This window comes from Pseudomonas sp. NPDC088885, assembly GCF_044750025.1.
Lineage (GTDB): Bacteria > Pseudomonadota > Gammaproteobacteria > Pseudomonadales > Pseudomonadaceae > Aquipseudomonas > Aquipseudomonas rustica.
Genome location: NZ_JBIVJB010000058.1, coordinates 1 through 14,687 on the forward strand (window position 1 = coordinate 1; position 14,687 = coordinate 14,687).

A 14,687-nucleotide genomic window follows, 5' to 3' on the forward strand; every position below is an offset into this window, starting at 1 on the left:
AGGTCAGGCGGATCGGCGCAGCGATGGCGAACACCACCGTGGAGATCAGGCCCGGCACCACACCCAGCCCGAAGAGGGTCAGGGTAGGAATGAGGTAAACGAAGGTCGGTACGGTCTGCATCAGATCGAGTACCGGACGCATTAACGTGTAGAACATCGGTTTGTGCGCGGCGACGATGCCCAACGGCACGCCGATGACCACGCAGACCAGGGTCGCGAACAGCACCTGGGCGAGGGTTTCCATGGTTTCCTGCCAGTACCCCAGATTGAGGATCAGCAGAAAGGAAGCGATGACGAAAACGGTCAATCCCCATTTGCGCTGGATGAAGTGCGCGAGCAGGGCGATGAGGCCGATCAAGACAAAAGGGTTGAACCAGGTGAGCGCAAACGTCACGCCGTGGATCATCGTTTCCAGTGTCACGGCGATTGCGTCGAAGGTGTTGGCGCCGTGTTGCGTCAACCATTCAACGAAGCCCGCGATGTACTGGCCTAAAGGTATTTTCTGATCAATCAGCATGGTAGTGAACGTCCGCATGCGAGGAAATAAACAGCCCGAGGGAGCAAGCTCCCCCGGCATAAGCGATTACTGATTCAGCTTGGCTTTCACGGCCTCCAGGCCAGGTTTACCGTCAATGGTGGTCACGCCAGCGAGCCAGGTATCGAGCACCTGTGGATTCTTTTTCAGCCAGGCCTTGGCGGCCGCGTCAGGCTTCATCTTGTCGTCGAGGATGTTGCCCATCAGTTCGCTTTCCATGTCGACGTTGAACTCCAGGTTTTTCAGCAACTGACCGACGTTGCTGCATTCCTCGGCGTAACCCTTGCGGGTGTTGGTCGCCACGGTTGCCGCACCGAAATCGGGGCCGAAGAAATCATCGCCACCGGTCAGGTATTGAATCTTGAAGCGCTTGTTCATCGGGTGCGGCGCCCAGCCGAGGAAGACCACGGCGGTGTCGCGTTTTTGCGCGCGATCAACCTGCGAGAGCATGCCCGCTTCCGACGATTCAACGACTTTGAAACCGGCGGTTTTCAGGCCGAAGGCGTCCTTCTCGATCATGCTCTGGATCAGGCGATTACCGTCGTTGCCAGGCTCGATCCCGTAGATCTTGCCGTCGAGTTCTTTCTTGAATTTGGCGATGTCGGCGAAGTCGTGCAGACCTTTGTCATACAGGGCTTGCGGCACGGCGAGGGTGTACTTGGCGCCCTTGAGGTTGGTGCGCACGGTTTCCACGGTACCGGCGTCGCGGTAGGCCTTGATGTCGTTCTCCATGGTCGGCATCCAGTTACCGAGGAACACGTCCATGTTCTTGCCGTCCGCCAGCGACTTGTAGGTCACGGGCACGGAGATCATGGTGGTCTTGGTTTTGTAGCCGAGGGCGTTGAGAACAACGGAGGTGGTCGCGGTGGTCGCGGTGATGTCAGTCCAGCCGACATCGGAGAAATTCACGGTACTGCACTGCGCCGGTTCTGCAGCTTGCGCCAGTAACGGCAGACTCAGCATGGCGGCCAATAACAACGACGGGGAACCTTTCATGGATGGACTCCTTGGTGTTTTTTTTGGCAGTGTTCCGACTGTGGACCACCGCACTTATAGGTTGCGGTTGGATGGCGTTCTGGAGACAGCTCTACCACGGCGCCTTGCAATCGAGTCATAACGATCATGTACCAGTGAAAATCTGACGCCTACAGGGGGGGTCGTATCCAGTACAGGGATGGTCGTATCTAGTGTCGGTGACGTCGTTTACAGCTTTTTTCTGCCCCGATCAGCCATCTGAACCGCACAAAAACGGCGAAAACCGGGGCGAAAACGGCGCGGCGCTGGTGGACATGAGTGCGTCGGTGCCAGACGTCGTGCGTCCCGACAAAAGCCTGATGATGCGGGCATTCTGGCGGATCGCAGCTTGAGCGTAGCAGCTCCGCCAGCGGGCGCTTTTGCGTCCGGACCGGCATCCTCAGGAGCTCTGCAGCAATGGCTATCAGCGTTTTCGACCTGTTCAAAATCGGCATCGGCCCGTCCAGTTCCCACACCGTCGGGCCGATGCGCGCGGCGGCGTTGTTTGTCGAGTCGCTGCGGGGCAAGCATCAGCTGGAACAGGTGCGGCGGATCGAGGTGCAACTGTTCGGTTCGCTGTCGGCCACCGGTATCGGTCACGGCAGCGATAACGCGGTGATCATGGGTTTGATGGGTGAGTGGCCGGACGCAATCGACCCGGCGCAGATTGGCCCGCGCATTCAGGCACTGCGTGAAACTCACACGCTTTTATTGGATGGTCGTTTATCGGTGCCGTTTGTCTGGGCGCGGGACATGCGCCTGATCGATGAAAACCTGCCGTTCCATCCCAATGCCATGACCATTGTTGCCGAAGGCGATCACGGTGAATTGCATCGCGATACCTACTATTCGGTTGGCGGCGGTTTTGTCGTGGACGAAGCGCAGGCATCCAGCGGTGTCGTCGATCTGGATCGCACTGAATTGCCTTATGACTTTTCCAGCGCGGTTGAGTTGCTGGATCTGTGCAAGAAGAACAACCTGCGCGTCGCTGAATTGATGATGGCTAACGAAAAGGTCTGGCGCAGTGAAGAAGAGATTCGCGCCGGCCTGATGAAGCTATGGGGGGCGATGCAGGATTGCGTCGAGCAGGGACTGAAACACGAAGGCATCCTGCCCGGCGGTTTGAATGTGCGGCGGCGTGCGGCGAAGTTGCATCGCAGTCTGCAGGAGTTGGGTAAGCCCAATGTGATCGGCTCAACGTTGAGCGCGATGGAGTGGGTCAACCTGTTTGCTCTCGCTGTTAATGAAGAGAACGCGGCCGGTGGGCGCATGGTCACGGCGCCGACCAATGGCGCGGCGGGGATCATTCCGGCGGTGCTGCACTACTTTATGAAGTTCAGCGAAGCGGTGACGGACGCCAACGTGGTCGACTACTTCCTGAGTGCGGCGGCGGTGGGGATTCTGTGCAAGAAGAATGCTTCGATCTCGGGTGCCGAAGTCGGCTGTCAGGGCGAAGTGGGTTCGGCGTGCGCAATGGCGGCGGCGGGGCTGGCGGAGATTCTCGGTGCTACGCCGGAGCAGTTGTGCAACGCGGCGGAGATTGGCCTGGAACACAACCTTGGGCTGACCTGCGATCCGGTCGGCGGACTGGTGCAAGTACCGTGTATTGAGCGCAATGCGATTGCGGCGGTGAAGGCGATCAATGCGGCGCAAATGGCGTTGCGTGGTGATGGTCAGCACTTTATCTCGCTGGATCGGGTGATTCGCACCATGCGCGATACCGGGGCCGACATGCATGACAAATATAAAGAGACATCGCGCGGTGGCCTGGCGGTCAGCGCTGTGGAGTGCTGAGACCGCATCGGCCCAATCGCGAGCAGGCTCACTCCTACAGGGGAACGCATTCCAAATGTAGGAGTGAGCCTGCTCGCGATAGCGCTAGACCAGTCAAAACTGCGCGCTAAGTGAACACGGTCAATAAACCACGCCACCTTTTAGCGCGTCGCAATCAGATAAGAGTCTTTCCCAGCTGTTACACGCGCCCAGCCCTCCTACCGTCTGTCACCCGTGCTTGCGGTGACACTCCCCGCAAACCGCGCGCAGGCCAGTTCCCACAAGTGCTACCGATTTGCTCACAGCCACCTGAACCGCGCTTTCCCCGTCGCTGATGGCACTTCGAAATACCTTTCGTCGGACGGCTCGTATAGACGCGTCGCGACGTCGTTTTCAGGAGTTATTGAACGGCCATCCAATTTTAGGCATGGCAATTGCTCTGTCATAACAAAGCCCGTCTCCCACGCGAGAACGCTGGCAATAACAAGAGCCTCCGCCTGAGGCCATCACCCGCTTTGTGTGAGGAGATACCGCGATGACGTCGTTCAACTCCGGGGCCCAACCCCAGAACCGTGCGCCTCAATCCATCGGCTTTCTGCTGCTGGACAATTTCACGCTGATTTCTCTGGCCTCCGCAGTAGAACCCCTGCGCATGGCCAACCAATTGTCCGGTCGCGAGCTGTATCGCTGGAGCACCCTCACCGTCGATGGCGGCCAGGTGTGGGCCAGTGACGGTCTGCAAATCACTCCCGACGCTTCCATGCACAAAGCCCCGCCACTGGACACTGTGATCGTCTGTGGCGGCATCGGCATTCAACGCACCGTCACCCGTGAGCACGTCTCGTGGCTGCAAAGTCAGGCGCGTCAGTCCAAGCGTCTCGGCGCCGTGTGCACCGGCAGTTGGGCACTGGCCTGCGCCGGGTTGCTCGACGGTTTCGATTGCAGCGTGCACTGGGAATGTCTCGCGGCGATGCAGGAAGCTTTCCCGCGCGTGGCCATGAGCACGCGTCTGTTCACTCTCGACCGTAACCGTTTCACCAGCTCCGGCGGCACCGCGCCGCTGGACATGATGCTGCACCTGATCAGCCGCGATCACGGCCGTGAACTGTCCGCCGCGATCTCGGAAATGTTTGTCTACGAACGCATCCGCAACGAACAGGATCACCAGCGCGTGCCGCTCAAGCACATGCTCGGCACCAACCAGCCGAAACTGCAGGAAATTGTTGCGCTGATGGAAGCCAACCTCGAAGAGCCAATCGACCTGGATGAACTGGCGGTGTATGTGGCCGTGTCGCGTCGACAGCTGGAGCGCTTGTTCCAGAAATACCTGCATTGCTCGCCGTCGCGTTATTACTTGAAGCTGCGCCTGATCCGCGCCCGGCAACTGCTGAAGCAAACGCCGATGTCGATCATCGAAGTGGCGTCGGTGTGTGGTTTCGTCTCGACGCCACACTTCTCCAAGTGCTACCGCGAATACTTCGGCATTCCGCCGCGTGACGAGCGCGTAGGTTCCAATACCACCCAACAAGTGGCGATGCTGCCGCTGCCGCAAGCGATTGTGATGTCGCCGCTGTCGGGGCCGATGTCGGCGTTGAGTCAGGCGCGCAATGAATCGACGTTTGCCAGCGTAAGGCTCTGATAAGGATCGTTCCCACGCTCTGCGTGGGAACGCAGCCCGGGACGCTCTGCGTCCCAAAAAACCGAACGCGGAGCGTCCGTTGAGGCATTCCCACGCAGAGCGTGGGAACGATCATGCGTTCCAATGTAAGAGCTGCCGAAGGCGGCGATCTTTTGATCTGCTGTCAGGCGCTGTGGCTTTGCTGGAAATTGGCGAGTGCCGGCAACAACTGTTTGTCGATCGCCTGCCGCACTGCCGGCTGGATACTGGCGCCGCTGGTGTACATGTCCTTGACCATCTTGCGCAGTTCAAACGCGCGAACATTATCCAGACCGCGCACCGCGCACTCGCAAGCCTGCTCGGCGGTCGTGCCACTGGGTACTTGAATACCCAACGCCTTGAGCTGGCCCAACAGATCTTCCTGGTCAATCAAATCGGCGTACATCATCACGCAAATCCTTCTGTGGCAACGGAGGTCTTGGCTTGATTCTGTAAGGCTGGGGCGGGCACGGCAAGGGCGTTTTGTCAGCGTGGCCGCGACGACTATGAACAGGTCGTTTTCGGCTAACTCGTCAACAAGGGGAGTGGGCACACTGGCGCAAGCTCGCTTCACGAAGGTTTGGTCACCCTCGCAAGGCAGCTCCTCAACAATAGCTTGCGCCCCGATCCTGTCACGGCTGGTATCGGGGCTTTTTTTGGCCTGCTGCAAAGCGAAAGATCGCAGCCTTCGGCAGCTCCTACATTGGAATGCGTTTCTCTGTAGGAGCTGCCGAAGGCTGCGATCTTTTAACGGTCTATCTTTGCAACACGAGGATCCGCGACAACAACTCATCCCGGTCGATATAGCAGCCCTGAAAATGCCGCGCCCCCGTGCCCGGGTCAAACGCATTGCGCGCATGCAACGTGCGGCGGTTATCAAAGCACCACAGCTCGCCGGGATTGAGCCGCTGCATCAGCCGAAACCGCGGCTCGCGGGTCATCGCAATAAACCGCCGATACGCCCGATACAACAGCGGCATCTGTTCCACCGACGTCTCAAACGCCCCGCGCAAAAAGTTCGCCATGCGAATCTCGGCGACCCTGCCCAGAGCATCCAAAGCAATGATCGGCGCCAGGCAGCGATAGTCGCTATGCCGATCCTTGTTGCGAAACTCCACGGGGATTTCACACAACGCCTGAAACGCCGCCGGATCTTCGCTGCGCAACGCATCGGCAATCGCGAAACCGTCGACAAAAATACTCTCGCCGCCCTCGGCGTCATTCACCAGGCAATGCAGAAATTGCAGCCCCGGTTGCAGCTCGCGAGTGGGTAGGTCGGTGTGCAACGGCAGGTTGAAAGTGGTGTAGGCATTGCTGTCGGCATCGGCCTTCGATTGCACGTTGAACAGCACGCCGAAGTTGCTCTCGCGGATGAATGAAATCCGCTGGGCGATGAGTTTCAGCGAACCGGGTTCGGTGGGCACGCCGCGTACTTGGGTCAGGCCGATGTCGCGAATGGCGATCATCCATTGCAGCAGGGCGGCGTTGTCATTCATCAGCGCCGCGTACTCGAACACCGGCAACTGCAAATCGCTGCGCCACAGATAGGCTTTCGGTTTGCCGGCCAATCGTTCGGCACGGGAATCGTCGTCGTAGGCGTGTGCGCGCAACCAGCCCGGATCGAAACGGCTGAGATGGCCGTCCTGCCAGTCGATGCGCAGGCAGCCGTCGGTATCGATGTGTGCGGCTGCGGGTTTCAGATCTTCAGCGGCGTCGACAATCTCGAAAACCTGCTCACGGGTGACGTTGTAGACGCAACGTTCACACGGGCAATTGTCCCGCAGCCAAATGTGGTGAAACGGGCTGATGCGACCGTCAGCCCACTCAATGGCCACGCGATCCGCCAGGCTCTGCACGCCGCTTAGCGCGCTGATCAACGGATAAGTACGGAAGTCGGCAACAGCGGCAGCGGTGTTCATGGCGGCTCCTTGCGATCGATGGAATTACCGGGCGGGTGGCAGCGCGATGACGCGGCCGATGTAAGCGGGAGCGGGCAGGTCTTTCTGCTCGGCGACGATACTTTGCAGACGGCTCAAGGTGTCGGCGCTGAACGGTGCCGAACGTGGCCCGGCGAGGTCGACGTGGAGGAGCATTTGCTCGTTGCCGGCCAGTTCCTGATCGTCACCGACCTTGTGCAGGCTGTGATAGAGATGCAGGCGTTTGCTGTCGTGGCCGATGATTTGTGTGCGCACTTCAACCTCGGTATCGAGCTTCACTTCGTGCAGATAGTTGAGGTGCAGCTCGAGGGTGAACAGCGAGTGGCCGCTGGCTTCGCGGTTGTTGCTGTCCATGCCGAGGCGATCCATCAGGGCATCGGTGGCGTAGCTGAAAATCAGCAGGTAGAAGGCATCGCGCAGATGGCCGTTGTAGTCGACCCAGTCGGGGATGATTTTGGTTTGGTAGGTGGTGAGGGCGGGCATGTTTTCTCCTGACGCGATCGTTCCCACGCTCTGCGTGGGAACGCCTCTTGTGACGCTCTGCGTCACGCTTTTGGGACGCGGAGCGACCCGGACTGCATTCCCACGCAGAGCGTGGGAACGATCATTAAACGGCCTATTCGCTAAAACTCATCCCGTGCTTTTCCTTGGTGGTTTTCACCGCCTCCAGCACCGCCAGCAAGCAATCATCACGATAGCGCTCCAGCGCCGAAATGCTGTGCCGACCGAGCTGATCGCTGGTGCCATCGACCACATCATCAATCAACTTGTCAGTCAGTTCCGGCGCCGGCAGATACGTCCACGGCAACTGCAACGCCGGGCCGAATTGCGACATGAAGTGGCGCATGCCCGCATCGCCGCCGGCCAAGGTGTAGGTCAGGAACGTGCCCATAAACGACCAGCGCAATCCAGCGCCAAAACGGATCGCATCGTCGATCTCGCCCGTGGTCGCGACACCGTCGTTAACCAGGTGCAATGCCTCACGCCACAGCGCTTCGAGCAAGCGATCGGCGATGAATCCTGGCACTTCCTTGCGCACATGCAGCGGGCGCATGCCGAGGGATTCGTAGACTTTCATCGCCGCTTGCACGGCTTCCGGCGCAGTGTTTTTGCCACCAACCACTTCCACCAGTGGCAACAGATAGACCGGGTTGAACGGGTGGCCGACCACGCAACGTTCCGGATGCGTCGAGCTCTCGTAGAACTCGCTCGGCAACAGCCCCGAAGTGCTCGAACCAATCAACGCATTCGGCTTGGCTGCTGCGCTGATTTTGCTGTGCAGATCGAGTTTCAGCTCCAGACGTTCCGGGGCGCTTTCCTGAATGAAATCGGCATCGCGCACGCATTCTTCGATGGTCGTGACAAAGCGCAGACGATCCTGCGAAGCACCCGGCGCCAGACCGTTTTTCTCCAGCGCGCCCCAGGCATTGGCGACGCGTTTGCGCAGCGCCGCTTCAGCGCCGGGCGCCGGGTCCCAAGCGACCACGTCGAGGCCATGGGCGAGGGCACGGGCTACCCAGCCACTGCCGATGACACCGCTGCCCAGCGCGGCGAAGGTTTTGATTTCGGTGATAAAGCTCATGGCGACATTCCTGAATGTGTTCGGTGATCCCGTGTGAAACCGGCCCTTGTGGCGAGGGGATTTATCCCCGTTGGGTCGCGCAGCGGTCCCAAGATTTTGCGACTGCTGCGCAGCCGAACGGGGATAAATCCCCTCGCCACAAATCCGGTTCCAAACGGGAATAGGTGTAGGGGTCAGCCGCGCTGGGGCAGGCCCATTTTCTTGCGGCCTTCGGCAGGGGTGAGCACGCGAGCACCGAGGCGGCTGAGGATTTCGCTGGCGCGCTCCACTAATTGGCCATTGGTCGCCAGCACGCCTTTGTCCAGCCACAGGTTGTCTTCCAGCCCGACCCGCACGTTGCCGCCAAGCAGCACCGCTTGCGCCGCCATCGGCATCTGCATCCGGCCAATGCCGAACCCGGCCCACACTGCATCGGCGGGCAAGTTATCGACCATGGCTTTCATGGTGGTGGTATCCGCTGGTGCGCCCCATGGAATGCCCAGGCACAGCTGGAACAGCGGGTTATCCAGCAAACCTTCCTTGATCATCTGCTTGGCAAACCACAGATGTCCGGTGTCGAAAATTTCCAGCTCGGCCTTCACGCCCAGCTCGGTAATGCGCTTGGCGCCGGCGCGCAGTTGCGCCGGAGTGGACACGTAAATGGTGTCGCCATCGCCAAAATTCAGGGTGCCGCAATCGAGGGTGCAGATTTCCGGGAGCAATTCTTCAACGTGAGCCAGACGGGTCAACGGGCCAACCAGATCGGTGTTCGGGCCGAACTCCATCGGGTTCTCGCCCGCGCCGATTTCCAGGTCGCCGCCCATGCCGGCGGTGAGGTTGACGATGATGTCGACGTCGGCCTCGCGGATGCGCTCCATCACTTCGCGGTACAGCGCGACGTCGCGGCTGAACTTGCCGGTTTGCGGATCACGCACGTGGCAGTGCACAACCGTGGCGCCGGCCTTGGCCGCTTCAACGGCCGCCGCAGCGATTTGTTTCGGGGTGACTGGCACGTGTGGGCTCTTGGCGGTCGTGTCGCCAGCACCGGTGAGTGCGCAGGTGATGATGACGTCGTGGTTCATGGTGCGGTTTCCTTCAGGCGTGATGGGTCTGTCCGCAGCCCTTTTCGGGGCTGCGGAGCGTTGATTCGGGGTGGGTTATTTGCTGGTCAGCTGGAGATTTTCAGCGGCCGGTTTGCCATCGAAAGTAGTCACACCTTCGAGCCAGCGCTGCTTGTCTTCGGGGTGATCCTTGAGCCATTGCTTGGCCGATTCGAAAGCGTCCTTGTGGTCGAGCAACGGCTGCATCATCCGGCTCTCGTCCTCGGCAGTGAACGTCAGGTTGGTCAGCAGACGGCCAACGTTCGGGCACTGCTCGGCGTATTTCGGTGCGGTGACGGTCCACACCGTGGCCATGCCTTCGTTCGGGCCGAGGGCGTCTTCACTGCCGGTGAGATAGGTCATCTTGACGTTGACGTTCATCGGGTGCGGCGCCCAGCCGAAGAACACCACGGCTTCTTTGCGGCGCACGGCGCGATCGACGGCGGCGAGCATACCGGCCTCACTGGACTCGACCAACTGGAACTTGCCGAGGCCAAACTGGTTCTTGGCGATCATTGCCTTGATCTGCGTGTTGGCGCCCGAGCCAGGCTCGATGCCGTAGATCTTGCCGCCCAGCTCTTTTTCGAACTTGGCGATGTCGGCGAAGGTTTTCAGGCCTTTGTCGGCCAGATAAGTCGGTACCGCGAGGGTCGCGCGAGCGTCTTTCAGGCTTGGTGCTTCAAGCACTTTGACCTGATTGGCATCGACGAACGGGGTGATGGTCTGCGTCATCAGCGGGTTCCAGTAACCGAGGAACAGGTCGAGGCGCTGATCGCGAATCCCGGCGAAGATGATTTGCTGGGACGCGCTGGTTTGTTTGGTGTTGTAGCCGAGGCCGTCGAGCAGGACCTGGGTCATGGCACTGGTGGCGATCACGTCGGTCCAGTTGACCACGCCCATGCGTACGTTCTGGCACGAGGCGGGTTCGGCCGCCATGACGCTGGCGCTCAAGAAAGCGGTACCGCTGAGTGCAAGAACACAGCTGCTGATCAGTCGTTTCATGTCGGGTTCCTCGGCAGGTCGTTATTGTGAGTTCCGGCATCTGTCGTGCCGGTGATGCAAAGTTACGCAGCTATACGCCCATGAAAGCGCACTGCGGCGACTGGCATTTGCACTGTAGCGACCTGTGCCCTTGAACGCCGACGACAATCGGCGTATCAACGAGCCACGCTACCCTCCCTCTCGTTACCCGCGAATCGAGTGCGCACATGTCCCAGGATTTCTACTTTCTGCTGATGCCGGGGTTCTCCGCCATCGGCTTTATTTCGGCGATCGAACCGCTGCGCGTGGCCAACCGCTTTCGTGGCGAGTTGTACCGCTGGCATGTGTTGAGCGCGGATGGCGGGGCGGTGCTGGCGAGTAACGGCATGTCGGTTAACGCCGATGCGGCGCTGGAGCCGTTGAAGAAAGGCGCGACGCTGTTGGTGGTGGCCGGATTTGAGCCGCTGAAGTTCGCCACGCCCATCCTTGAACACTGGTTGCGGCGGCTGGATAAAGAAGGCGTGACCCTTGGTGCCATCGATACCGGCAGCTTTGTCCTCGCTGAAGCGGGCCTGCTCGATGGCCATCGCCTGACCCTGCACTGGGAAGCCATCGACGCATTCAAGGAATCTTATCCACAGCTCAGCGTGACCCAGGAGCTGTTCGAGATCGACCGCCGGCGAATCACCTCGGCCGGCGGTACGGCTTCTATCGATCTAATGCTCGATCTGATCGCTCAGGCCCATGGCCCGCAACTGGCGATTCAGGTCAGCGAGCAGTTTGTGCTGGGGCGCATCCGTCCGCGCAAAGACCACCAGCGCATGGAAGTCGCCACGCGTTACGGGATCAACAACAAGAAACTGGTGCAGGTGATCGGCGAGATGGAGCAGCACAGCGAGCCGCCGCTGACCACGCTGCAATTGGCAGAATCGATCAAGGTGACGCGGCGGCAACTGGAACGGTTGTTTCGGCTGCATCTGAACGATACGCCGAGCAATTTCTATCTGCGCCTACGCCTGGAAAAGGCCCGGCAGCTACTGCGCCAGACCGACATGAGCGTGCTCGAAGTCAGCATCGCCTGCGGCTTCGAGTCCCCGTCGTACTTCACTCGCAGCTACCGCGCCCGCTTCGCCCGCTGCCCGCGTGAAGACCGGCGTACCGCCCAGGCCTGAAACACACAGAACCCTGTAGGAGTGAGCCTGCTCGCGATAGCGGCATCACATACAACATCTTTGTTGACTGATACACCGCTATCGCGAGCAGGCTCACTCCTACAGTTTGATCGGGTTACTTCTTCACCAACGCCGAACACGCCGCCTTATAAGCCTCATGCTGATACTTGTTCAACGTCCCCGGCAGTTCAAAATTGTGCTTCTTCGCCTGCGCATTGATCGTCTGCGGCGACAACAACGTCACCTCGCAGCCATCGAGCAACTGCAAAATCCCTTCAATCTTGAATGTCGTCGGCCCACCGGCAAACTCACCCTTCTTGCTGCGCTTCTTGATCGCAATCCGGTCAACCGAATTCTCGCGCACAAACGACGCCACCTGCGCCGCGAACAACTTCACGTTGGCCGCTTCGTCATCCTCTTCGAGGGCGATCTTCTTGGTGGCAAGGGGAACGTGGCTCAAGGCCGAACCGTCGAGAGCGGCCACGGCGATGATCGCTTCGCTGCCTTTGATTTCAATGCCGCAGATGTTCATGGGGAATTCCTTGAAGTGAAGGGCGCAGCTTACAGCTCAAGCTGATTGGCGGTGATGCCGAACGCCGCTGCAATTTTCTCGCGTGTCGCTTTACGAGGCTTGGACACCGCTTCCTGTTGAGCAAACGCCGGTTGCGAAATGCCCATGCGGTTGGCGACTTCTTCTTGCGTCAGGTTTAGATATTCGCGCCAGGCCCGAATCGGTGTCGCCCCGTCGACCATGCGGCTAACCACCTCATGGGGGATCAGATCAGGTTTTACTTTCTGTGCAACGTATTGCGCATAGGGAATGACCACGAAGGCCGGTTTGCCCTCGGCGTCGTTGATTATTTGGATGTCAGTAGGTGCGTTCATCGCGTTTTTTGACCTCTTGAATACTGACCACTTTGATTGCGCCGTCCCAGTCGAACATGACCCGATAATTGCCGACTCGCAGTCGGTAAGCGTATTCATGTCCAACCAATGATTTGACGTTGCCGACATCAGGCATGTCAGCGAGCGCCGTGATGGCATCACGAACCTGTCCTTGATGAACGCAGTGCAATTTCAGTAGTTGCTTAACGGCCTTTCGAGTCCAGTGGATGCTGTTCATGGAAGAATATAAGTCTTTTATAAGATTGGCGAATCTTTACTTATATTTTTCGGTTGGCCAACTGGAAACAGATGTCAGCGTATTGCGTGAGAACCCCTCAGATAAAGGCATTCACGCAATACGTGTAGGCAGGCACAGTATCTATTGTAAGAAGAGGAGATTGACGCGATGAAAGCAGAGAGCGAGTCCCGCTTTCATCGGAGTACTTAAGACTATTCCTGCCCAATCGACTCCAAAAACTCCGACCGCTCATCACTCATCCGCGCCACGCAGTCATTCTGCGCGATCGTGAACGCCTTGCTCCCCGCCGTAGCCGGGAATGCCTCAACCGCGCAATCCGCGTCCCGCGTCTTCAGCCACTGCTGCTGTGCGGTTTTGAGTTTGGCGGTGATATCCGCCAGTTGCGTGGCGTTTTTGCCGTACGCGGTCTGCATGCGTTCGGTCAGGCTGGCGTAGTTGTCCTTGAGCAGGTCTTCGGCGGTCGTGCGGCTGTAGGTCGAGCATTCCAGGGTCTGGACGTCGTTTTCGACGGCGTCGCAGGGGTTGTTGTCGGATTCTTCGGCGGCGTGTACGCCGGTCGCAATCAGTGCCAAAGCCAGGAAGATCGATTTCATTGTTGTCGCCGCTCTAATCCAGTGGTGTTTCCAAGATGCCGGAGATTCTGGCTCAAGCTTGCGGGCTTGAACAGGTAGCTGATCGGAGCGTCTGGCGACCCTTTGTCGCGGATTGACGCTTTCGGCAATTCCCCTGTCGTTTTTGCACCCGGTCGCCCCGGCACCGAGGCATATGCTGGCCCCAAAGCGCCGGCAGACGATTCGGCGCATGAATCGCCAATAAGGGGACGCCTGATGAGCCCAGCCGAATTACACGCCGACAGCATCGTTATCGACGGTCTGATCATCGCCAAATGGAACCGCGAGCTGTTTGAAGACATGCGCAAGGGCGGTCTGACGGCGGCCAACTGCACGGTGTCGGTGTGGGAAGGCTTTCAGGCGACCGTGAACAACATCGCTGCCAGCCAGAAGCTGATCCGCGACAACAGCGACCTGGTGATGCCGGTGCGCACCACCGCCGACATCCGCAAAGCCAAGGAGCAGGGCAAAACCGGCATCCTCTTCGGCTTCCAGAATGCCCACGCCTTTGAAGACCAGATCGGCTATGTCGAGGTGTTCAAGCAGCTCGGCGTCGGCATCGTGCAGATGTGCTACAACACCCAGAATCTGGTCGGCACCGGTTGCTACGAGCGTGACGGTGGCCTCTCGGGTTTCGGTCGCGAGATCGTCGCCGAGATGAACCGCGTCGGCGTCATGTGCGACCTGTCTCACGTCGGTTCCAAGACTTCTGAAGAGGTCATCCTCGAATCGAAAAAACCGGTGTGCTATTCCCACTGCCTGCCGTCGGGTCTCAAAGAGCACCCGCGCAACAAGTCCGATGAAGAACTGAAGTTCATTGCCGACCACGGCGGTTTTGTCGGCGTGACCATGTTCGCGCCGTTCCTCGCCAAGGGCATCGATTCGACCATCGACGACTACGCCGAAGCGATCGAATACGTGATGAACATCGTCGGCGAAGACGCCATCGGCATCGGCACCGACTTCACCCAGGGCCACGGCCAGGACTTCTTCGAATACCTGACCCACGACAAGGGCTACGCCCGTCGTCTGACCAGCTTCGGCAAGATCATCAACCCGCTGGGCATCCGCACCGTCGGCGAGTTCCCCAACCTGACCGAAACCCTGCTCAAGCGCGGCCATCCCGAGCGCGTGGTGCGCAAGATCATGGGCGAAAACTGGGTCAACGTCCTCAAGGATGTCTGGGGCGAATAAGCCACCGC

17 protein-coding genes are annotated in these 14,687 nt (G+C 59.3%); 5 read left to right on the forward strand and 12 right to left on the reverse strand.

The features are described from left to right. Both ACIP1X_RS19825 and ACIP1X_RS19830 read right to left on the reverse strand, forming a co-directional pair. Positions 1–517: ABC transporter permease subunit (locus ACIP1X_RS19825; protein ID WP_400754491.1), on the reverse strand; the 517-nt coding region annotated here is incomplete at its 3' end. A gap of 66 nt (positions 518–583) precedes the next feature. Then, the gene (locus tag ACIP1X_RS19830; protein ID WP_212545044.1) at positions 584–1,531 is read right to left on the reverse strand and encodes a choline ABC transporter substrate-binding protein; all 948 of its coding nucleotides are present in this window, start codon (positions 1,529–1,531) and stop codon (positions 584–586) included. A 191-nt stretch (positions 1,532–1,722) separates the two neighbouring features. On the opposite strand from ACIP1X_RS19830, the gene ACIP1X_RS19835 reads away from it, so the two are divergent. From ACIP1X_RS19835 to ACIP1X_RS19845, 3 genes are all read left to right on the forward strand, one after another. Beyond that, complete coding sequence (locus ACIP1X_RS19835; RefSeq protein ID WP_053124581.1) at positions 1,723–1,902, forward strand: hypothetical protein; 180 nt, start codon at positions 1,723–1,725, stop codon at positions 1,900–1,902. A gap of 64 nt (positions 1,903–1,966) precedes the next feature. After that, on the forward strand, positions 1,967–3,343 hold the full coding sequence (locus ACIP1X_RS19840) for an L-serine ammonia-lyase (RefSeq protein WP_400754493.1): 1,377 nt from the start codon (positions 1,967–1,969) through the stop codon (positions 3,341–3,343). A 514-nt stretch (positions 3,344–3,857) separates the two neighbouring features. Further along, positions 3,858–4,961 carry a GlxA family transcriptional regulator gene (locus tag ACIP1X_RS19845; RefSeq protein WP_007949927.1) on the forward strand — a complete coding sequence of 368 codons (1,104 nt, stop codon included), beginning with the start codon at positions 3,858–3,860 and terminating at the stop codon, positions 4,959–4,961. Positions 4,962–5,124: 163 nt separating this feature from the next. Here the strand turns inward: ACIP1X_RS19845 and ACIP1X_RS19850 are convergent, their stop codons facing one another. From ACIP1X_RS19850 to ACIP1X_RS19875, 6 genes are all read right to left on the reverse strand, one after another. Beyond that, the gene (locus ACIP1X_RS19850; RefSeq protein ID WP_400754496.1) at positions 5,125–5,388 is read right to left on the reverse strand and encodes a hypothetical protein; all 264 of its coding nucleotides are present in this window, start codon (positions 5,386–5,388) and stop codon (positions 5,125–5,127) included. 346 nt (positions 5,389–5,734) lie between these two features. After that, positions 5,735–6,898, reverse strand: a complete 1,164-nt coding sequence (locus ACIP1X_RS19855; RefSeq protein ID WP_400754498.1) for a gamma-butyrobetaine dioxygenase — start codon at positions 6,896–6,898, stop codon at positions 5,735–5,737. A 24-nt stretch (positions 6,899–6,922) separates the two neighbouring features. Next, positions 6,923–7,399, reverse strand: a complete 477-nt coding sequence (locus tag ACIP1X_RS19860; protein ID WP_400754501.1) for a thioesterase family protein — start codon at positions 7,397–7,399, stop codon at positions 6,923–6,925. Positions 7,400–7,532: 133 nt separating this feature from the next. Further along, positions 7,533–8,498, reverse strand: coding sequence for an L-carnitine dehydrogenase (locus ACIP1X_RS19865; protein ID WP_400754503.1), 966 nt, complete (start codon positions 8,496–8,498; stop codon positions 7,533–7,535). Between the two features lie 173 nt (positions 8,499–8,671). Further along, complete coding sequence (locus ACIP1X_RS19870) at positions 8,672–9,559, reverse strand: 3-keto-5-aminohexanoate cleavage protein (RefSeq protein WP_400754506.1); 888 nt, start codon at positions 9,557–9,559, stop codon at positions 8,672–8,674. 75 nt (positions 9,560–9,634) lie between these two features. Continuing rightward, complete coding sequence (locus tag ACIP1X_RS19875; RefSeq protein WP_008083181.1) at positions 9,635–10,579, reverse strand: choline ABC transporter substrate-binding protein; 945 nt, start codon at positions 10,577–10,579, stop codon at positions 9,635–9,637. 206 nt (positions 10,580–10,785) lie between these two features. Between ACIP1X_RS19875 and ACIP1X_RS19880 the strand changes: the two genes are divergently transcribed. Further along, the gene (locus ACIP1X_RS19880) at positions 10,786–11,730 is read left to right on the forward strand and encodes a GlxA family transcriptional regulator (protein ID WP_400754509.1); all 945 of its coding nucleotides are present in this window, start codon (positions 10,786–10,788) and stop codon (positions 11,728–11,730) included. Between the two features lie 115 nt (positions 11,731–11,845). Here the strand turns inward: ACIP1X_RS19880 and ACIP1X_RS19885 are convergent, their stop codons facing one another. The 4 genes from ACIP1X_RS19885 to ACIP1X_RS19900 form a co-directional block, all read right to left on the reverse strand. Further along, entirely contained in the window at positions 11,846–12,262 is a 417-nt protein-coding gene (locus tag ACIP1X_RS19885) for a DUF3010 family protein (RefSeq protein ID WP_400754512.1), read from the reverse strand. A 29-nt stretch (positions 12,263–12,291) separates the two neighbouring features. After that, on the reverse strand, positions 12,292–12,615 hold the full coding sequence (locus ACIP1X_RS19890) for a helix-turn-helix domain-containing protein (RefSeq protein WP_008083171.1): 324 nt from the start codon (positions 12,613–12,615) through the stop codon (positions 12,292–12,294). Continuing rightward, positions 12,599–12,853 (reverse strand): type II toxin-antitoxin system RelE/ParE family toxin, encoded by a 255-nt coding sequence (locus tag ACIP1X_RS19895; protein ID WP_008083170.1) that lies wholly within the window; start codon positions 12,851–12,853, stop codon positions 12,599–12,601. Before ACIP1X_RS19895 ends, ACIP1X_RS19890 begins: the two co-directional genes overlap by 17 nt. Positions 12,854–13,065: 212 nt before the next feature. After that, positions 13,066–13,467, reverse strand: a complete 402-nt coding sequence (locus ACIP1X_RS19900; protein ID WP_008083168.1) for a lysozyme inhibitor LprI family protein — start codon at positions 13,465–13,467, stop codon at positions 13,066–13,068. A 234-nt stretch (positions 13,468–13,701) separates the two neighbouring features. Here ACIP1X_RS19900 and ACIP1X_RS19905 point away from each other — a divergent pair, with 234 nt between their 5' ends. Then, entirely contained in the window at positions 13,702–14,679 is a 978-nt protein-coding gene (locus ACIP1X_RS19905; RefSeq protein WP_008083166.1) for a dipeptidase, read from the forward strand. Positions 14,680–14,687 lie beyond the last annotated feature (8 nt).